The 17493-nt window shown below is 69.8% G+C and carries 21 protein-coding genes; 11 read left to right on the top strand and 10 right to left on the bottom strand.

Annotated elements, in window-relative coordinates:
* Positions 1 to 144 precede the first annotated feature (144 nt).
* The 4 genes from ACFWGZ_RS28890 to ACFWGZ_RS28875 all read right to left on the bottom strand — a co-directional run bounded on the left by ACFWGZ_RS28890 (position 145) and on the right by ACFWGZ_RS28875 (position 3888).
* Positions 145 to 1524, bottom strand: coding sequence for an NAD(P)/FAD-dependent oxidoreductase (locus tag ACFWGZ_RS28890; RefSeq protein WP_382454729.1), 1380 nt, complete (start codon positions 1522 to 1524; stop codon positions 145 to 147).
* Positions 1521 to 2285 (bottom strand): ferredoxin, encoded by a 765-nt coding sequence (locus tag ACFWGZ_RS28885; RefSeq protein WP_382454728.1) that lies wholly within the window; start codon positions 2283 to 2285, stop codon positions 1521 to 1523. The genes ACFWGZ_RS28890 and ACFWGZ_RS28885 overlap by 4 nt, the downstream gene beginning before the upstream one ends.
* 228 nt (positions 2286 to 2513) lie before the next feature.
* Positions 2514 to 3194: a DUF4142 domain-containing protein gene (locus ACFWGZ_RS28880; RefSeq protein WP_382454727.1), complete on the bottom strand. Its 681-nt coding sequence runs from the start codon at positions 3192 to 3194 to the stop codon at positions 2514 to 2516.
* A gap of 94 nt (positions 3195 to 3288) precedes the next feature.
* Positions 3289 to 3888: a hypothetical protein gene (locus tag ACFWGZ_RS28875; RefSeq protein ID WP_382454726.1), complete on the bottom strand. Its 600-nt coding sequence runs from the start codon at positions 3886 to 3888 to the stop codon at positions 3289 to 3291.
* 114 nt (positions 3889 to 4002) lie between these two features.
* Here ACFWGZ_RS28875 and ACFWGZ_RS28870 point away from each other — a divergent pair, with 114 nt between their 5' ends.
* The 4 genes from ACFWGZ_RS28870 (at position 4003) to ACFWGZ_RS28855 (ending at position 6462) form a co-directional block, all read left to right on the top strand.
* Positions 4003 to 4572, top strand: a complete 570-nt coding sequence (locus tag ACFWGZ_RS28870; protein WP_090055807.1) for a sigma-70 family RNA polymerase sigma factor — start codon at positions 4003 to 4005, stop codon at positions 4570 to 4572.
* Complete coding sequence (locus ACFWGZ_RS28865; RefSeq protein WP_382454725.1) at positions 4569 to 5306, top strand: anti-sigma factor family protein; 738 nt, start codon at positions 4569 to 4571, stop codon at positions 5304 to 5306. Before ACFWGZ_RS28870 ends, ACFWGZ_RS28865 begins: the two co-directional genes overlap by 4 nt.
* Before the next feature lie 83 nt (positions 5307 to 5389).
* Positions 5390 to 5815 (top strand): hypothetical protein, encoded by a 426-nt coding sequence (locus ACFWGZ_RS28860; RefSeq protein ID WP_382454724.1) that lies wholly within the window; start codon positions 5390 to 5392, stop codon positions 5813 to 5815.
* A gap of 176 nt (positions 5816 to 5991) precedes the next feature.
* On the top strand, positions 5992 to 6462 hold the full coding sequence (locus ACFWGZ_RS28855; protein ID WP_382454723.1) for a YkvA family protein: 471 nt from the start codon (positions 5992 to 5994) through the stop codon (positions 6460 to 6462).
* Here the strand turns inward: ACFWGZ_RS28855 and ACFWGZ_RS28850 are convergent.
* Complete coding sequence (locus ACFWGZ_RS28850) at positions 6397 to 6882, bottom strand: GNAT family N-acetyltransferase (protein WP_382454731.1); 486 nt, start codon at positions 6880 to 6882, stop codon at positions 6397 to 6399. The two genes, ACFWGZ_RS28855 and ACFWGZ_RS28850, sit on opposite strands and share 66 nt — an antisense overlap.
* Positions 6883 to 6948: 66 nt before the next feature.
* Between ACFWGZ_RS28850 and ACFWGZ_RS28845 the strand changes: the two genes are divergently transcribed.
* The 3 genes from ACFWGZ_RS28845 to ACFWGZ_RS28835 are packed head-to-tail and all read left to right on the top strand — an operon-like array spanning position 6949 to position 10044.
* On the top strand, positions 6949 to 8094 hold the full coding sequence (locus ACFWGZ_RS28845) for a PP2C family protein-serine/threonine phosphatase (RefSeq protein ID WP_382454722.1): 1146 nt from the start codon (positions 6949 to 6951) through the stop codon (positions 8092 to 8094).
* Entirely contained in the window at positions 8091 to 9611 is a 1521-nt protein-coding gene (locus ACFWGZ_RS28840; protein ID WP_382454721.1) for an ATP-binding protein, read from the top strand. The genes ACFWGZ_RS28845 and ACFWGZ_RS28840 overlap by 4 nt, the downstream gene beginning before the upstream one ends.
* Positions 9604 to 10044, top strand: a complete 441-nt coding sequence (locus tag ACFWGZ_RS28835; RefSeq protein ID WP_382454720.1) for a response regulator — start codon at positions 9604 to 9606, stop codon at positions 10042 to 10044. The genes ACFWGZ_RS28840 and ACFWGZ_RS28835 overlap by 8 nt, the downstream gene beginning before the upstream one ends.
* On the opposite strand, the gene ACFWGZ_RS28830 is transcribed toward ACFWGZ_RS28835, so the two are convergent.
* The 5 genes from ACFWGZ_RS28830 to ACFWGZ_RS28810 all read right to left on the bottom strand — a co-directional run bounded on the left by ACFWGZ_RS28830 (position 9951) and on the right by ACFWGZ_RS28810 (position 12428).
* Positions 9951 to 10202 carry a hypothetical protein gene (locus ACFWGZ_RS28830; protein WP_382454719.1) on the bottom strand — a complete coding sequence of 84 codons (252 nt, stop codon included), beginning with the start codon at positions 10200 to 10202 and terminating at the stop codon, positions 9951 to 9953. The genes ACFWGZ_RS28835 and ACFWGZ_RS28830 overlap by 94 nt on opposite strands.
* A gap of 61 nt (positions 10203 to 10263) precedes the next feature.
* On the bottom strand, positions 10264 to 10413 hold the full coding sequence (locus tag ACFWGZ_RS28825; RefSeq protein WP_330853948.1) for a hypothetical protein: 150 nt from the start codon (positions 10411 to 10413) through the stop codon (positions 10264 to 10266).
* A complete protein-coding gene (locus ACFWGZ_RS28820) occupies positions 10410 to 11135 on the bottom strand; it encodes a lysophospholipid acyltransferase family protein (protein WP_382454718.1) in 726 nt (241 codons plus the stop codon). The genes ACFWGZ_RS28825 and ACFWGZ_RS28820 overlap by 4 nt, the downstream gene beginning before the upstream one ends.
* Positions 11132 to 12085, bottom strand: coding sequence for an MBL fold metallo-hydrolase (locus ACFWGZ_RS28815; RefSeq protein ID WP_382454717.1), 954 nt, complete (start codon positions 12083 to 12085; stop codon positions 11132 to 11134). Before ACFWGZ_RS28815 ends, ACFWGZ_RS28820 begins: the two co-directional genes overlap by 4 nt.
* Positions 12086 to 12158: 73 nt before the next feature.
* Complete coding sequence (locus tag ACFWGZ_RS28810; protein WP_382454716.1) at positions 12159 to 12428, bottom strand: GNAT family N-acetyltransferase; 270 nt, start codon at positions 12426 to 12428, stop codon at positions 12159 to 12161.
* Between the two features lie 39 nt (positions 12429 to 12467).
* Here ACFWGZ_RS28810 and ACFWGZ_RS28805 point away from each other — a divergent pair, with 39 nt between their 5' ends.
* From ACFWGZ_RS28805 to ACFWGZ_RS28790, 4 genes are all read left to right on the top strand, one after another.
* Positions 12468 to 13445 carry an LLM class flavin-dependent oxidoreductase gene (locus ACFWGZ_RS28805; protein WP_382454715.1) on the top strand — a complete coding sequence of 326 codons (978 nt, stop codon included), beginning with the start codon at positions 12468 to 12470 and terminating at the stop codon, positions 13443 to 13445.
* Positions 13446 to 13491: 46 nt separating this feature from the next.
* Positions 13492 to 13980, top strand: a complete 489-nt coding sequence (locus ACFWGZ_RS28800) for a hypothetical protein (protein ID WP_382454714.1) — start codon at positions 13492 to 13494, stop codon at positions 13978 to 13980.
* A gap of 173 nt (positions 13981 to 14153) precedes the next feature.
* Entirely contained in the window at positions 14154 to 14960 is an 807-nt protein-coding gene (locus ACFWGZ_RS28795) for an ABC transporter ATP-binding protein (protein WP_382454730.1), read from the top strand.
* A 16-nt stretch (positions 14961 to 14976) separates the two neighbouring features.
* Positions 14977 to 17472, top strand: coding sequence for an ABC transporter permease (locus ACFWGZ_RS28790; RefSeq protein ID WP_382454713.1), 2496 nt, complete (start codon positions 14977 to 14979; stop codon positions 17470 to 17472).
* The last annotated feature ends 21 nt before the right edge of the window (positions 17473 to 17493 follow it).

Raw genomic sequence — 17493 nt, 5'->3', positions numbered from 1 at the left:
AGAGAGGGAGTCCCACCCGCCGACGCGGGGAACGAGCGCATCGCCCGCGTGACGTCACAGGTCCGCCACCTGGCCACGCGGGGCGACGTCGGAGTCGCCGTCCCCGCTTGCCCTGTGCCGGCGGGTGGTCCTCCCGGGACCTGGTTAGGGCCTCGCGCGTCCTCCGCCCGTCCGCACCATCTCCGGCCTCGACCGCGAGTGCCTCCGCCGCTGCAATGGCGGGGACATCGACGACGAGACGGACGGGGGAACCGATGATGCGAGGGCGGCGACCGGTTCTGGAACGGGAATGCTGGTGGTGGGCAGGGCCTCCGGTGCGGCGGCAGCGGCGGGTTCCTCCGGCTGCGTCCACACGGGGGTGTTGCTGTCCACCTGGTTCTGCCGGAAGAGCTCCGGGGTCTCGGTGATGATCTTGCCGGGTTCCTCCAGGCCCACGATGCCGACGAGCTTGCCGTTGGCGATGAAGCCGGTGAGGCCGTTGACGTCCGTGGTGTCGGTGCCCAGGACCGGCAGGCCGGCGCCCTGCACGCGCATACCGTACTGCTCGGTCCAGAAGCGCGGGACCGGGGTGTAGGTCTTGGCGTGGTTGCGGCCGACGAGCAGGTTCTCGGCCGCGGCGCGGCCGCCTTCGACGGCGTTGAGCCAGTGCTCGACGCGGCGCGTGACGCCGTTGAAGCGCATGTTGGGCCAGCGGGCCACGTCACCGCAGGCCACGAGGTTCTCGGCGCCCACGACGTGGTTCGTCGAGTCGCACAGCACGCCGTCGGAGATGTCGAGGCCGGAGCCGCGCAGCCAGTCGACGGCCGGGGAGGCGCCGACGGCCAGCACGACGCACGAGGCGAAGAAGACCTGGCCGTCGGACAGGTGGATGCCGATGCCGCCGGGCTGGCGCACCCAGTGCTTGATGCCCACACCGGTGGCCAGGCGGACGCCGTGCTCGACGTGCGCCTCGGTGATCTTCTTGCCGATCTCGTCGCCGACGACGCCGCCGAGCAGCGCGGGCGAGCGCACGATCAGCGCGACGTCGCGGCCCATGTGGCGGACCGAGCAGGCGAGCTCGCAGCCGATGAACCCGCCGCCGATGACGGCGACGAGGCCCTGCGACTGCCGGATGTTCCTGCGGATCGCGACCGCGTCGTCCAGCGTCCGCAGCACGTGCACCCGCGGGTCGTGGCGCGGAGCGCCGCCCATCGCCCTGGCGTCCACGCCGGTGGCGATGATCATGCCGTCGTACTTGATCTCCTCGCCGCCGGGCACCCAGACCGACTGCTTCTTCGGGTCCAGGTGCAGGGCCGGGGAGTTCAGCCGCCACTCGGCGTCGAGGTCACCCGAGAACGACAGCAACGAGTCGTCCGGGGTCCACTCACCGGTGATGATCTGCTTCGACAGGCACGGGCGGTGGTACGGGAGGTGCCGCTCGGCGGACAGGATGGTGATCTGCCCGTCGAAACCCATCTCCCGCAGCCGTTCCGCGGAACGGACTCCTCCGAGCCCGCCGCCGACGACCACGATCCGTTCGCTCACTTCACTCGCTCCCTGATCTCGATCGCGCGCATCGGGCACGCGCGTTGTGCCGCCCGGGCCTGAGCGAAGTGCTCCTCTGGCGGCCGGCGGTTGTAGGTCAGGCGGTTGTCCTCGATCAGCTGGAAGACATCCGGTGCCTCCGCCTGGCAGGTGCCGTAGCGGTGGCACTTCTCGTTGTTGACGCTCACGTCCATCGCGTCGCCCTCGCCGACGCCGGGTTCCTTGCCGCGTTCGGAGTCGAGCATGCCGATGCGGACCAGCACCTCGGGCGGCAGGAACCTGGCCAGCGCCAGGGTCGCGGTGGGGACGAGGACGGTGAGGCCGGCGAGCCAGAGAACGGACAGGTTGCCGTTCGCGATGGCGCCGAACCAGGAGTGCACCACGGTGATCGTCACCGCGATGTACGCCGTCTGGTGGAACCTGAGCCACTTGCGGTAGAAGACCTTGTGCCTCATCGAGGCGAGCACGGCGATCGCGAGCATGACCTCCAGGCCGAGGATGCCCAGCGCGTGCCGGAAAAGACCGCCGTCCACGAACGGCAGGACGAGCTTGATGAAGCTGAAGGTACCGGTCTGGATCAGCGTGAAGGCGAACGCGTGGATGCAGCCGAACGCGATCGCCAGCGAGGCGAGCACCATGTGCCCGTTCTTCAGACCTTCGCGGCCGGTGAGCTTCTCGGCCCACCCGGTCGCGATCAGCACGCCCCAGGACAGGGTCGCGCACATCATGACGTAAGCCAGCCTGGCAGACAGCTGTGCCATCTTCTTGACGCCCGAGTCGAACTCTGACGACTGGGCCACCAGGAGCGGAATCTGGCTCGACAACAACTCTTCCTCCGGAAAGAACTTTCTCGCGGGAACCCGCCCGGCCCCTGGTGCAGGAGTGGACACATCAGGGCCGGGCGGGTGGGAACAGGTCCGCGTTGGAGTGCCTCTGACCTTGGGACACCACCTCCGTTTCCCGTCGCTGTACAGCGGGGTCTGGCAGATTCACCGCACCGGTCGTCGCGGGCGGAGCACTCGGAGCAGGAGGACCGTGAGGACGGCTCCCGCGGCGGTGACCGTGAGGATCACCCACATGTTCGGCCCCTCACCGGAGGCCAGGGTCGCGTTGACGATGCCGCCGGCCGGCTGGGGTTCCGCGAACGACGAGTCGCCCGCGATGCCGGTGCTCTCCAGCAGCGTCATGTGCTTCATCACCACGTCGATGCCGGCCTGGGCGAACCCGCGGATCACGTCGTTGCGGGTCTGCGTGCGCACCTTCGCGATGAAGGTGAAGACCTGGCCGTGCGCGGCGCGCAACCGGGCGACGAACGCCTGGTCGAACGCGTCGCCCTCGAGCGCGTTGATCTCCTCCATCCACGACTGCTGCGAGGGGTTCGGCACGTCCGGGGTGGTGAGCCCGAACTGGGCGGCCGTCTTCTTCGTCAGCGAGTCGAGCATCATGTGGTCGAGCATGATCATCTTGCCGATCTGCTTGACCCGCTCGTTCGACGCCTTGGTGGCCGTCAGCTCACCCATGGGCATCTCCCACAGGCCGGCCTGGCGCACCTTGTTCAGCAGTTCGCGGTCGTTCGCGGTCAACGGCCCGCTCGGGGTGTCCATCACTCCCCCGGTGTCCGCGGGCTGCGCTGCAGCCGTGGCGGTCAGGCCGGAGAAGAGGAACAACATCACAAAGACGGTGGCGAGGGCTCTGGTCATCGTCTTGTCGTCCTCGTAGTCCAAAGAAGTCGGTCGGGGTGAGCGGGGTCGCCGGGCGGGGGGCTCAGTAGCCGGGCGCTGCCGGGGGTGGCGCGGACTGCGGCGTCGGCGCCTTCCCCGAGCTCGGGGGTGTGCTCGGCGTGCTGCTGCTCTTGCTGTTGTTCTGGGCCTTGCCGCCGGTGATCTTGGCGCCGTTCGGTGCGGTGACCCACCACACACCGCCCTTGCCCTGGCCCTTCATGTCGCCGGCGACCTTGTCCTCGGCGTAGGTGTACTGCGGCCACCCCTGGATGGTCAGCTGCTTGGTGCCGTCGGGCCTGGTCAGGACACCCATCGAGATCGGGTCCACTCCGGTCGCCATCGGCGTCTTGTCCGCGAGGACCGGCTTCCAGGCCTTCGCGCACTCGCCCTCGCAGTTCGACTTGGACGGCTTGGGGGCGTCCTTGTCGTAGCGGTACATGGGCAGTCCGTCGCTGTCGATGACGAACCAGCCCATCTGCTCGGTGTTGGCGATGAAGTAGGTGTTCACACCGCCCAGATCAGCGGGTTTCGCCTGCAGGCCACCGGGGGTGGCCTCCCCTCCGGGAGGGGTCTGGGTGCTGCCGCACGCCGTGAGGCTGAGAGCCAGTGCCGCCAGGGCGGTGATGGCCTGTCCACGTCGCATCGGCTGGTCCTTTCTCGGCTTGGGTACCGAGGAGTACGGACACGATCCGGCAACGGTTCACGAACTTCGTGAGGAATATTTGCCTCTCGACTTGAGACGGTTGATAGGGCAAGGATGTCCCCCGTGGCGCGGCATAGACGTCAACGCGAGTTAGACGAGCAATCACCAAGACCGGGGTCTCTCGAGGAAGAGTTGATCCGTCGGCTGTACGAGGAATTCGGGAGTGCCCTGCTGGGACACTGCATGAGGTTGACCGGCCACGATCGGCAGTGGGCCGAGGACATCGTGCAGGAGACCCTGGTCAGGGCATGGCGCAACGCCGAGAAACTCGAGCGTGACCCCGTGCTCTTGCGGTCGTGGTTGTTCACGGTGGCAAGGCGGTTGGTCATCGACGACAGGCGCAAGAGGAGCGTCCGTCCGCAGGAGTTCGAACTGACCCCTTCGGACGAGTCGCCCTCCGGAAGCGAAGAGGACCGCACTCTCGCGGCGATCGTCGTGGCGGAGGCGATGAACGGTCTCTCCGAGGAACACAGGGAGGCTATTCTCGAAACATATCTGCGGGACCGCACCGTCGGTGAGGCCGCGGCAGCACTGGGAGTGCCGCCGGGAACGGTCAAGTCGAGGGTGTACTACGCGCTCCGTGCGTTGCGGCGTGCGTTGCACGAACGGGGAGAGACGCGGTGACAACGGCACCAGATCACCTCGACGTGGCCGCCTACGTGCTCGGCATCCTGGACGCCGAGGAGGTGGAGGCGTTCGAGAACCACCTGACGGAATGTCGGCGGTGCGCACTTGACCTGCGCGACTTCGCAGTGGTGCCGGACCTCATCGACGAGGCCGACGCGGGCGGGATGCTGCGCGGCACGGCCCCGGAACGTCCGGACGGCAAGTCGGTCCGGGTCATGCTCGACGCCGTCTCGGCGCGCAGGAAGCGCAGGCGTTGGTTCGTCGCCCAGGGTGTCGCGGCCGCCGCCGCCGGCATCGTGGCGGTGACGATCGTGGCGACGACGCTGGTGGTGCGCGACGACAGCGACGGGTCGAACCAGGCAGCACCGCAGAACACCTCGACGTCGCAGACGCCGGTGGCGAACAACTCGAGCGACGCCTCGATGAAGGTGCAGCACCAGGACCCGAACAGCGGCGTCTCCACGAAGATCGCCGCGTCGGACGAACCGTGGGGCACCACGATGGACATCGAGGTCAGCGGCATGTCCGGCCCCAGCAGGGGTTCGCTCGTCGCCGTCGGACGCGCGGGCCGCGTCGCCCAGGTCACCTCCTGGTACGCGCCCGAGAAGGTGGCAGGCGACTCGAAGACCATCCGGCTGCAGGCGAACGTGGCCATGCGCTGGCACGAGATCGCGACCTTCCGGATCGTCGACGAGAACGGCAAGACCCTCCTCGAGGCCGTCGCCTCCTGACGTTTCCCGACACCAGCCCACTGCCCCCGCCGGATCCGTGAGATCCTGTGGGGGCAGTAGTCGTTTTCGGGGAGGCAGTCCAGTTGGCTATAGGCCCGTCCGCGGTCGAGCGGTGGCTCGATCTGTCCACTGAGGAGCTGCGCGCTCAGGTCAAGCAGCTCGTGTCCGCCCGGTTGCCGGGTGATCACGCGGTGTGGCAGGCGATCCGGCGTCACCCCTCACTCGTCCCCCGCGTCCGGGGCGTCCTTTCCGGACTCGCGGCCACCGCGGCCGGGAGCAAGGACGAGGCCATGCAGAAGGTCTGGATCTCGAAGGCGCGCGCCGCCCTCGACCAGCCCTACGTCCCCCCGGTGCGGGCCGCGCGCAAGCCCGCGGTCGCGGAAGCCCCGGTTGACGAGGTCGCCGGCGGGGAACCCGATGGTGTGATCGAGCTGCGCGAGCCGGAGCCCCAGCAGCCCAAGCAGCCGCACAAGGCCATTCCGACGATGCTCTTCCAGGAACCCAACTAGTGGCGTGGCCCGGAACGTGGCGGGGTAGTTCACGCCCAGCAGGGCACCTCGCGGCACCGGCCCCACGCCCGTGTACGTCCAGTACGAGGACGCGGGGCCGGCACCGCGATGCGCCCGTCTGAACGCGAACTCGCCCGGCGAAGTTCCGGGCCACACCACTAGGAGCCGCAGCCAAGATGGTCGTCTTCGGGTCGCTCATCTCCCTGTCCGGTCTGCTGATCCTGCTGTTCCGCACCGCCCCGCTGGGCGGCCTGAGCCCCGCGGTGGCCGGGTGGGTCATGCTCCCGCTCGGCCTGGTGTTCGTGGTGCTGGGCGTGCTGCGCAACCGCCGCAAGCGCGCGCAGCGGGGCCCCGGCCCCGTCGGCAACCCGATCCAGCGGGCCAAGGCGTTGCCGCGGCTGTGGAGGGCCTGGCGCAGCGGCAACTACCCCGACCTGCCCCGCAGCCAGGTGGTGCTGTGGGCGGTGGCGCTGGTCTACCTCGTGTCGCCGATCGACTTCGTCCCGGAGCTGCTTCCGGTGATCGGGGTGACCGACGACGCGGGCGTCCTCGTGTGGCTGCTGAGCAGCCTGTCCCTCACCTCAGGCGCGTACCTGCGCTGGGAGAAGGACCATCGCGACCCTGCTCGCGGGATCGAGGCCCCGTGAGGCCTCCGCGCGCATGAGCTCCGTCAGGCCCGGACCGGGCTCGGTCAGGGCCTGGAAGCCCAGGCGTTCGTAGTAGGGGGCGTTCCACGGCACGTCGCGGAACGTGGTCAGCGTCACGGGGCGGTCGCCGCGGGTGGCGTGCTCGATGAGCGCGGCGCCGATCCCCTGACGCGCGTGCGAGGGGTGCACGCTGACCTGGTGCACGTGGACGGCGTCGTCGACGTCACCGATGGCGATGAACGCCACGGGCACGCCTTCGGCGCCGATGGCCACCCACACCTCGTGCTCGGCGAGGTCTTCGAGGGACATCGGGTCGTCGTCGGCGATCTCCGGCATCCCGAAGTCGCGGAACGGTTCCCCGGACGCGATTTCGATCTCCTGGAGGTACGTCAGTTCGGCTGGTTGGGCGAGACGGATCAACACGCCCACCATCCTGGTAGGTCAGACGCGGACCCCGCAGCCCTGTCACGTTAAAGTTCAGGCTTGATGCGAACGAAGACCGTGCGCGTCCTCCTGGTCGAGGACGATGATGGCGACGCCGTGCTCGTGGAGGCGCTGCTCGAAGAAGTGAGCGCGCCCTTCGTGCTGTCGCGCGCCCGTTCGCTCGCGGAGGCGGAGAGCAAGCTCTCCGACGCCCAGTGCGTGCTCCTCGACCTCGGGCTGCCCGACTCCCAGGGCCTCGACGGCCTGCGCAGGCTGCTGAAGCGGCCGAACGCCCCGGCGGTCCTCGTGCTGACGGGTCTGCACGACGAACGCGGCGGCATCGACGCCGTCGCCGCCGGCGCGGAGGACTACCTGGTCAAGGGCCAGGTCGACGGCGAACTGCTGGTGCGCGGGGTGCGCTACGCGGTCGAGCGGCGCCGGGCGGAGGAGGCGCAGCGCCTGCTGCGCGAGGCCGAGCTGAGCGCCGCGGAGCGGTCCCGCCTCGAACGCGGCCTGCTGCCCAACCCCCTGCTCAACGACTCCGACGTGGGTCTCGACGTCCGCTACCAGCCCGGCGGCCAGCGCATGCTGCTCGGCGGCGACTTCTACGACGTGGTCGGCATGCCGGACGGCACCGTCCACGCGATCATCGGCGACGTCTGCGGCCACGGCCCCGACGAGGCGGCGCTGGGCGTCTGCCTGCGGATCGCGTGGCGCGCGCTGGTGCTCGCCGGCGAACCCCCGGAGAAGGTGCTGCGGACGCTCGACCAGGTGCTCGTCGCGGAACGGCACGGCGACGGCATCTTCACCACGGCGTGCATGGTCACGGTGGCGCCGGACCGGCGTTCGGCGCGCTACTTCCTCGCCGGGCACCCGGAGCCGTTGCTCACGGTCGGCAGCCAGATCGTGGACCTGCCCCAGTCGAAGATCGGTGTCCCGCTCGGCGTGCTGCCCGACTACTCGTGGACCGGCGTGGACGTGCCGCTGCCCGCCGGTTGGTCGCTCGCCTGCTACACGGATGGACTGATCGAGGGCCGGGTACCCGACGACACCGACCGGCTCGGCGTCGAGCGGCTGTGCGAGATCCTGGACAGGCATCTGCGGTCCGGTCCCGACTGGATGGACTCGGTCATCGCGGAGGTGACGGAGCTCAACGGCGGGCCGCTCGACGACGACGTGGCCATCCTGCTGTTGAAGGACGAGAAGTGACGCTGCCGGAAAGGCTGCCGGCGAGCCGCCTGCTCGCCGCCATCGTGGTGGTCCTGCTCGCGATGACGGCCGTGGTGATCGCGTCGACCGTCATCGCTCTCGACGGCCTGGGCAACGCCCGGTCCCGGTCGGTCGACGAGGTGGAGCCCGCCGGCCGCGTCGCGAGGGACCTCAGCCGCGCGCTGCTCGACGAGGAGACGGGCCTGCGCGGGTTCGTCCTCACCGGTGACGACGCCTTCCTCACGCCCTACGTGGACGGCCGCAAGACCGAGGTGGAGTCCGCGGAGCGCGTGCGCGACCTCGTCGGCGACGTCGACGGCCGGGTGGGCCGCATCGAGGAGCTGGCCCGGCAGTGGCGCGGCCAGTACGCGGAACCGACGATCGCGGGCGTGCGGCTCTCCGGTCCCGGCACCTACACCACACAGGACGCCGACCGCGGCAAGGCCATCTTCGACCAGGTCCGCGCCGAGGTGTCGGCGCTGCAGACCGACATCGCCCAGCTGGGCAGGACGGCGCGGGACGACCTCGACCACGCGGCGCAGGTCGTGCTGTGGCTGGTCATCGGCATGGGCGTGCTGCTGGTCGCGGTGATCGGCGGGTTGTCCCTGCTGCTGCACCGCCTGCTCATCACGCCGCTGGCCGACCTCGCGCACCACACCCGCCTGGTCGCCTCCGGTGACTTCGAGCACGAGATCGACGCGGGCGGCCCCCGCGAGACGGTCATGCTCGCCGAGGACGTGGACGCGATGCGCCGCCGCATCGTGCAGGAGCTCGCGACGCTCGACGCGGCGAAGACGGAACTGCAGCGGTCCAACTCGGAGCTGGAGCAGTTCGCCTACGTCGCCTCGCACGACCTGCAGGAACCGCTGCGCAAGGTCGCGTCGTTCTGCCAGCTGCTGCAACGCCGTTACGGCGGTCAGCTCGACGACCGCGCCGACCAGTACATCGAGTTCGCCGTGGACGGCGCGAAGCGCATGCAGGGCCTGATCAACGACCTGCTGGCGTTCTCCCGCGTCGGCAGGCTGACCCGCGAGCAGACCGTCATCGACCTCAACGACCTCGTGCGGCAGGTCGTCGACAGCTACTCCGAACGCATCGAGGAGACGGGCGCGCGGCTGGAGGTCGCCGACCTGCCCCCGGTGCGCGGCGAGGCGTCGCTGCTGAGCGCGGTGTTCCAGAACCTGATCAGCAACGCGTTGAAGTTCAAGGGCGACGACGCCCCGGTGATCGCCGTGGACGTCGAACGCCACGGCGACATGTGGAAGTTCACGGTGCGCGACAACGGCATCGGCATCGAGCCGGAGTACGCTGACCGGATCTTCGTCATCTTCCAGCGCCTGCACCCGAAGGACGCCTACCCTGGCACGGGCATCGGACTGGCGATGTGCCGGAAGATCGTCGAATACCACGGCGGCACGATCTGGCTGAAGACCGATGTGGACTCCGGGACGAGTTTCGAGTTCACCCTGCCCGTGGTACCCGAGCTCGTCGCACAAGCTGAGGAAGCACATGTCTGAGTCACCGCTGAACGTGATCGACGTCCTGCTCGTCGAGGACGACCCAGGCGACGCCCTCATGACGCAGGAGGCGTTCGAGCACCACAAGATCCGCAACACGCTGCACATCGTCAAGGACGGCGTGGAGGCGCTCGAGTTCCTGCGCCGCGAGGGCCAGTACGCCAACGCGCCGCGGCCGGGGTTGATCCTGCTGGACCTCAACCTGCCGCGCAAGGACGGCCGCGAGGTGCTGAGCGAGATCAAGGCGGACGCGGAGCTGCGCTCGATCCCGGTGGTCGTGCTGACGACCTCGGAGGCCGAGGAGGACATCCTGCGCAGCTACAGCCTGTACGCGAACGCCTACGTGACCAAGCCGGTGGACTTCGACCGGTTCATCGACGTGGTGCGGCAGATCGACGACTTCTTCGTGACCGTGGTGAAGTTGCCCCGGTAGCGGCGCCGCCGCTGCTGCAGCGCGGTCGCCCCGCTCATCACGGCCGCGCTGAAGTCCAGGCAGGACCGGCAGATCCGGGCCTCGGCCCGGACCTGGGCGGCGGCGGAGGCGGTGCCCGCCTTCCGGGCCGCTGCCGGCAGGTCTTCGTCCAGGGTCATGCCGTCCAGCCCAACTGGACGCGTCTACACCTGATGGACACCGTCCGGGTGAGCTGGACGCTCAGTCGACGCTCCGGACGATGACGGGTTCCTCGTCGGCCTGCACGACCCACTCCTGGGGCTCACGCGGCTCGGGGAAGACCGGAGCCCAGATGCCCGTGCCGCCGGGACGGCGACCCTTGCGCAGTTCGAATTCCTCTCGCGTGGTCATGCACTGTGGCTACCCGCCTCGGCGGAACGTATGCCTGACAGCATCGTCGTGATGGCGGCCATGACCCGTGCCGTGGCCTCGTCCAGCACCTCGGCGGTGAGCTCCCGCCCGTACAGGTCGGACAGGTCGACCGGCGCTCCCGCCACCACCTCGACCTCCTTGCGCGGCAGCAGCCTCGGCAGGATCTTGCCCCGGGGCAGCAGGCGCTGCGTGCCCCACTCGGCGACCGGCACGACGGGCACGCGGGCCTCCAGGGCCATCCTCGCCACGCCGGACTTGCCCCTGATCGGCCAGTCGTCGGGGTCGTCGGTGAACCTGCCCTCCGGGAACGCCATCACGCACTGGCCGGCGCGCAGGGCCTCCACGGCGGGGCGCAGGGCCTCCGAGGCCTTCACCGTGCCGCGTTCGACCGGGATGTGGCCTCCGGAGCGCATGATCCAGCCGACGACCGGGGCGCGCCACAGGGAGGCCTTCGCCAGCACGCGCGGCACGCGGTTCGACATCAGCGAGAAGACGACGGCCGCGACCGCGTCGGCGTTCGACAGGTGGTTGAACGCGAGGACCACGCCGCCGTTGCCCGGCACGTTGTGCCTGCCGCGGACGCGCAGCTTCACGAACAGCACCACGAACGGCCACAGCACGTCGATCGTGAGGGAGAACCAGAAGCCGCGGCCCCTGCGGGGCATCTTCCACGTCCAGGCGGCCAGCTCGAGCGGTGTCACGCGGTGTATTCGAACACGCCGGCGTTCTCGGTTCTGGTCAATTCGCCGCGGTCGACGAGAACGTCCAGGTGGGCGGCGGTCTCGCCGATCGCCAGCACCTGGTTGAACATGTCCAGGTCGTCGAAGCGGCGCTGGCGGCGGGTCCAGCCGATCTTGCGCGCGGTCTCGAACGCCGTGCCCGCGACGGCCCTGCCGATCTCCTCCAGGCGCTGCTCGTGGAAGTCGAGCAGCTCGTCCACGCGGGCGTGGGAGCTGTCGGTCACCGGGCCGTGCGCGGGCAGCAGCCGCAGGTCCGGGAGCTCCCGGGTGAGGCGCAGCGAGTCCAGGTAGTCGCCGAGCGGCAGCTCCGGGCGCAGCGGCTCGAAGCCGATCGACGGGGTGATGTGCGGCAGCACGTGGTCACCGGAGAAGAGCACCTTGGCGGCGTGGTCGACGAACACCACGTGGCCGCGCGTGTGGCCGGGTGTCGGGACGACCTCCAGCCTGCGGTGCTCGAGCTCCAGGACGCCGCGCTCGAGCCACTCGTCCGGCTCCTCGTAGTCGCGCAGGGCCTCGGCGCCGCGGTCCGCGCGGTGCATGACCTTGATCCACAGCTCCGCCACGTCGCTCGCGCCCCACTTGCGCAGGTCGGCGACGTTGCGGTCCTCCCGCGCGTGCATGAGGTGCCGCAACGACGGCTGCTCGCCCAGACCCAGGCCGATCCGGTGGCCGAACAGGCGGCGCAGCGACACCGCCATCGTGAAGTGGTCGCGGTGCACGTGCGTCACGAGGAACCGGCGGATGTCCTCGAAGCCCTTGCCCAGCGTGCCGAGGGCGGCCTCGAGCTGGTCCTTCGCCTCCTCCAGCGCCCAGCCGGAGTCGACCATCACCAGGCCGTCGCCGTCCTGCACCGCGTAGACGTTGACCGCGCGCAGCCCGTCGTTCGGCAACGGCAGCGGAATGCGGTGCACCCCTGGTGCCACCTCGAACGCGCCCGGCTCACTCCACAACGCCCGCTCACCCCATTGTCAGCACTCACACCGATTACCGGACGGTAACACGGTATTCCGGGTGCTTCTCGATGTACTTCGCCACGAACGGGCAGAGTGGTGAAACCTTTACACCACGGGCCTGAGCGTCGTCGAGCGCGAACTTCGCGAGCTGCGCGCCGAGGCCCTGCCCGCCGTAGGCCTCGCCGACCTCGGTGTGCACCAGCGCCAGCACCTCGCCGACCTTCCGGTACTCCAGGAACCCGGCCAGCGCACCGTCGACGTGGACCTCGTACCGGCTCTCGGAGTCGTTGTTCGTGACCATGTGGACCATCTTGCCCCGCAGCGGTGGAAAATGGCGGTCATGGACGTCTACCTGCTGATCCTGGGCGACCACCTGCCCAACCCGTGCACGGGTGAGGAGGTCTCCCAGGCCGACCGCCTGCGGGCGATGGTCGAGCAGGCGGTGGTGGCCGAGGAGGCGGGGTTCGCGGGCGTCGCGATCGGCGAGCACCACTTCACCCGCTACATCGTGTCGGCGCCCGAGCTGCTGCTGGCGTCCGTGGCGGCGCGCACGTCGACGTTGAAGCTCTCGACCGGCGTGACGCTGCTCGCCCACCGCGACCCGGTGCTGGTGGCCGAGGCGCTCGCGACGCTCGACGTGCTGTCGGACGGCCGGGCGGAGCTGATCGTGGCGCGCGGGGTCGACCAGCAGACCGACGCGGCGTTCGGGGTGCAGCCCGGTGAGCTGCGGGCGCGGTTCGAGGAGCACCTGCGGTTGCTGCTCAAGCTGCTGGAGGAGCCGTCGGTGAGCTGGGACGGGCGGTTCCGCGGCCAGCTGAGCGACGTGACCACGACACCGCGGCCGGTGCAGAAGCCGCGGCCCGCGGTGTGGATCGGGTCGGGGTCGGCGGCGTCGGCGGACCTGGGCGCCGAACTCGAGATGCCGTTGATGCTGCCCTCGACGCTGCGCGACCCGTCGATCTACCGCGAGGTCGTCGAGCACTACCGCGCCCGCTTCCCCGGCGGACGGGTCGGCGTGCCGAGCCACGTGTTCGTGGCGCGGGACGACGCACGGGAGCGGTGGCGGCCGCACCTCGCGGAGTACGCGCGGTTCGCGGACATGTGGCGCGGCGACGGGGACGTCGACGTCGACGCCATCATGGACGGTGCGGCGGTGTGCGGGACGCCGGACGAGGTGGCGGACCGGCTCAACGCGCTGGCGGAGCTGCTGTCCATCGACACGCACCTCGTGATGGTGGACATCGGTGGCATGCCGCACGAATCGGTCGTCGAGACGATCCGGCTGTTCGGCGCGGAAGTACTTCCGAAACTTGTTTAACGCGCGCGCTGCCAGGGGTTAACACGCACCGGGCAGGATGGACTCCGTGGGCATCACCGTCATCGGCATCACGCATCCCCGCCAGGCCGGGGCGCTCCCCGACGGCACGACCGTGCTGGTGCTGGCCGACGACGGCTCGTGCGCCGAGGAGTTCCTCGACGCCGACTTCCGCGCGCACCAGCTGGTGGTGCGCGCACACGGGCGCGGTTCGGCGTTCTTCGGGGTGGCGGACAAAGCCCGTGAGCTGGGCGCGGATCGGGTCCTCTTCGGCGACTTCCAGGATGGCGCACCGGACTTCACCGCCGGGGAGGACCCGGTGCTCGTGCTCGGCTCCCCCGACCGCATCGCGTTCACCGCGTCGTTCGGCGAGCGCATGGCGGACTGGGTCCGGCCGGCGAGCGCGTACGGTGACGGCCTGGTCCCGTGGCTGGTCCAGCACTGCGCGCGGGCGGGGATTCCCGTGGTGCGCGGCGGAGTGGACTGGAATCCATTGAGGACTGATGAGATCGCGTCGCTGCGAAAGTTGACGGCGTAGTCCTCCCAGGGCAGAAGACACCTGCCACAGCAGTGAAATATCGTTCCCTCCGCAGCACCTGGCGCGGCTGAGAGTTCTCTCAGCGCGGTCGAGCGGGGCGGGGTCACCGGGGTTAATCTCAGGGTTCGCATCAGTGGAGAACCTGACCCTTCGGTGTGCCCGTGTGGCCGAAGATGGTGCGCACGAAGACCCACAGGAGGGGACAGACAGTGAGCGCGTCCGAGGGAGTCGCGGCCAGAGCCGTCGACGTGTGGAAGTCCTACGGGTCCGGCGACGCCGCCGTGACCGCGCTCGCGGGGGTGAGCGTCGACCTGGAGAAGTCCCGGTTCACCGCGATCATGGGCCCGTCGGGGTCCGGCAAGTCGACGTTGATGCACTGCCTCGCGGGACTGGACGACGTGACGCGGGGCGAGGTGTGGGTCGGGGACACCAAGGTCACCGGGTTGAAGGACCGCGGGCTCACCGAGCTGCGGCGCGACAAGGTCGGTTTCATCTTCCAGCAGTTCAACCTGCTGCCGACGCTGACGGCCGAGGAGAACATCACCCTGCCGCTCGCGATCGGCGGCAGGAAGGTCGACCAGGACTGGTTCGACGTCGTCGTCGACACGGTGGGCCTGCGGGACCGGCTCAGCCACCGGCCCACGCAGCTCTCGGGTGGCCAGCAGCAGCGCGTCGCGTGCGCCCGCGCCCTCGTGTCGCGGCCCGAGGTCGTGTTCGCGGACGAGCCGACCGGCAACCTGGACTCGCAGTCCGGCGCGGAGGTCCTCGGGTTCCTGCAGCGCTCCGCGCGCGAGTTCGGCCAGACGATCGTCATGGTCACGCACGACCCGAACGCCGCCTCCTACGCCGACCGCGTCATCTTCCTCAAGGACGGCCAGATCGTCCGCGAGCTGCTGTCGCCGTCGGCCGACGAGGTCCTCGACACGATGAAGCACCTCGACCAGCCGAGCTTCGAGCACAGCGCGGTGCCGGGTGCTTAAGGCGACGATCAAGAGCTTGCTGTCGCGCAAGCTCAGGCTGGTGCTGTCCGCGCTCGCGGTGGTGCTGGGCGTGATGTTCGTGTCCGGTTCGTTCGTCCTGACCGACACGCTGCAGAGGTCGTTCACCGACCTGTTCTCGTCGGCCTTCGCGAACGTGGACGTCTCGGTGGCGCCGGAGCAGGAGAAGGGCAAGCAGCCCGAGCTCCTGACGCCCCAGGCGATCGCGGACGTGAAGTCCGTTCCCGGGGTGGCGTCGGCGGTCGGCGAGGTGCAGGGCTCCGCGCGGCCGATCGGCAAGAACGGCAAGGTCATCACCACCTCCGGCGCGCCGCGGTTCGGCACGAACTGGACGGGGACGGGCCAGGAGAAGATTCGCGACGGCCGGGCGCCCGCGGCGGACGACGAGGTCGTCATCGGCGCCTACCTCGCCTCGACCGGCGGCTTCGCGGTCGGCGACGACATCGCGCTGCTGACGCTGGAGCCGAAGAAGACCTTCAAGGTCACGGGCGTCTACGAGTACGCGGGCGGCCGCGAGTCGCTGGGCGGCGAGCTGTCGGTGTCGTTCACCGAACCGGTCGCGCAGCAGCTGTTGCTGGGCAAGAAGGACGTGTACTCCTCGGTCACCGTCACGGCGGCCCAGGGCACCTCGGACGACGCGCTGCGCGACGCCGTGGCGGCGAAGCTCGGCCCCGGCTACGACGTGAAGACCGGTGCGGCGCTCGCGAAGGAGCAGGCCGACCAGATCAACGAGGGCCTGAAGTTCTTCAACTACGTCCTGCTCGGCTTCGCCGGCATCGCGTTGTTCGTCGGCATCTTCATCATCCTCAACACGTTCTCCATCATCGTCGCCCAGCGCACCCGCGAGCTCGCGCTGCTGCGGTCGATGGGCGCCTCCCGCGGCCAGGTCATCGGCTCGGTGGTGCTGGAGGCGTTCGTGATCGGCCTCATCGCGTCGGTCGCCGGCCTGGGGGCGGGCGTCGGCGTGGGCGCGCTGCTCGCGACGATCTTCACCTCGGTGGGCGGCACGAACCTGCAGCTCGCGGGCATCGGCGTGCCGATGTCGGCGGTCATCTCGTCGTTCGCGGTCGGCATCGTCGTCACCGTGGTCGCGGCGGTCATGCCGGCGCTGCGGGCGTCGCGGATCGCCCCGGTCGCCGCGATGCGCGAGGCGGCCACCCCGGACCGGCCGCTGACCAAGATCACGGTCATCGGCGCGGTCGTGCTGGCCGCGGGCGGCGCGGCGCTGGGCCTCGGCTTCAACTCCGCCTCGCTGCCGCTGATCTTCGGCGGCATCCTGGTCGCGCTCGTCGGCGTCGCGCTGCTCACGCCCCTGCTGTCCAAGCCGATGGTGTCGCTGATCGGCCGCCTGCTGTCGTGGTCGATGCCGGGCCTGCTCGGCCGCCGCAACTCCGCCCGCAACCCGCGCCGCACCGCGATCACCGCGGCCGCGCTGATGGTCGGCATCTCGCTGATCACCGGCGTGAGCGTGGTGCTGACGTCGGCGACCAAGTCGATCGAGAAGCTGGCCTCCGGTCAGCTGCAGACCGACCTGATCATCTCCGGCGAGGGCCAGGTGGAGGGTCAGCCCGCCACGTTCAAGCGGGACGTGCTGACGCAGGTCGAGAAGACCGACGGCGTCGACTCCGCGTTCGGCTGGGCCTCCGACGGCGTGCTGCAGGGCGACGACCGGTTGTTCGCGACGGCCATCACTAACGTGCCGGCGATGAAGGACATGTTCGCCCTCAAGGCGCTGTCCGGCGAGATCGCGCCGCTGAAGGACGACCAGGTGGCGCTGCCGGAGGGGCTCGCGACCGAGAAGGGCTGGAAGGTCGGCACGACGCTGACGCTGCAGCTCGCCAAGGGCGAGCCCCGCACGTTCACGGTCGCGTTCGTCTGGGCCAAGTCCCAGGTGCTCCAGGGCGCGCTGGTGCTGCCGGAGTCGGCGGCGAAGGACTTCCGCTCCGACCAGATCGGCCAGGCGTTCGTGAAGGTGAAGCCGGGAACGACCGCGGCGGACGTGCAGAAGCGCGTCGAGCCGTTGTTCGCCGACAACCCGGAGATCACCGTCCAGGACCGCAGCGCGTTCGTGAAGCAGACGACCTCGCAGTTCGACACCGTCCTGCTGATGATCCAGATCCTGCTGGCGCTCGCGATCCTGATCGCCGTGCTCGGCGTCATCAACACCCTCGCCCTGTCGGTGATCGAGCGGACCCGCGAGCTGGGCCTGCTGCGCGCGATCGGCATGCGGCGCGCCCAGGTGATGCGGATGATCACCGTCGAGTCGGTGGTGATCTCCGTGTTCGGCGCGGTGCTCGGCCTCGCGGTCGGCCTCGCGCTGGGCGTCGCGACCGTGCAGGCGCTGAAGGACCAAGGTATCTCGGAGCTCGGGCTCCCCTGGGCCACCATGGTCCAGTACCTGGTCGTGGCGGCGGTCGTCGGCGTGGTGGCCGCGATCCTGCCCGCGATCCGCGCCGCCCGGCTGAACGTGCTGGACGCGATCGCCTACGAGTGATCCGCTGGGCAGCAGCGGGGC

Source organism: Lentzea sp. NPDC060358 (genome assembly GCF_042725365.1).
In the GTDB taxonomy this organism is placed as follows: Bacteria; Actinomycetota; Actinomycetes; order Mycobacteriales; family Pseudonocardiaceae; genus Lentzea.
The sequence above is the reverse complement of the archived record's forward strand: the minus strand, read 5'-3'. Positions and strand labels throughout refer to the sequence as shown.

What these genes read in the sequence shown, in the direction of transcription:
- ACFWGZ_RS28870 (WP_090055807.1), top strand. Translation starts at nt 4,003, where the DNA reads ATGTCCCCCGTGGCGCGGCATAGACGTCAACGCGAGTTAGACGAGCAA.
- ACFWGZ_RS28845 (WP_382454722.1), top strand. Translation starts at nt 6,949, where the DNA reads ATGCGAACGAAGACCGTGCGCGTCCTCCTGGTCGAGGACGATGATGGC.
- ACFWGZ_RS28825 (WP_330853948.1), bottom strand. Translation starts at nt 10,413, where the DNA reads ATGACCACGCGAGAGGAATTCGAACTGCGCAAGGGTCGCCGTCCCGGC.
- ACFWGZ_RS28885 (WP_382454728.1), bottom strand. Translation starts at nt 2,285, where the DNA reads ATGGCACAGCTGTCTGCCAGGCTGGCTTACGTCATGATGTGCGCGACC.
- ACFWGZ_RS28875 (WP_382454726.1), bottom strand. Translation starts at nt 3,888, where the DNA reads ATGCGACGTGGACAGGCCATCACCGCCCTGGCGGCACTGGCTCTCAGC.
- ACFWGZ_RS28830 (WP_382454719.1), bottom strand. Translation starts at nt 10,202, where the DNA reads ATGACCCTGGACGAAGACCTGCCGGCAGCGGCCCGGAAGGCGGGCACC.
- ACFWGZ_RS28810 (WP_382454716.1), bottom strand. Translation starts at nt 12,428, where the DNA reads ATGGTCACGAACAACGACTCCGAGAGCCGGTACGAGGTCCACGTCGAC.
- ACFWGZ_RS28795 (WP_382454730.1), top strand. Translation starts at nt 14,154, where the DNA reads ATGGTGCGCACGAAGACCCACAGGAGGGGACAGACAGTGAGCGCGTCC.
- ACFWGZ_RS28880 (WP_382454727.1), bottom strand. Translation starts at nt 3,194, where the DNA reads ATGTTGTTCCTCTTCTCCGGCCTGACCGCCACGGCTGCAGCGCAGCCC.
- ACFWGZ_RS28855 (WP_382454723.1), top strand. Translation starts at nt 5,992, where the DNA reads ATGGTCGTCTTCGGGTCGCTCATCTCCCTGTCCGGTCTGCTGATCCTG.
- ACFWGZ_RS28805 (WP_382454715.1), top strand. Translation starts at nt 12,468, where the DNA reads ATGGACGTCTACCTGCTGATCCTGGGCGACCACCTGCCCAACCCGTGC.
- ACFWGZ_RS28835 (WP_382454720.1), top strand. Translation starts at nt 9,604, where the DNA reads ATGTCTGAGTCACCGCTGAACGTGATCGACGTCCTGCTCGTCGAGGAC.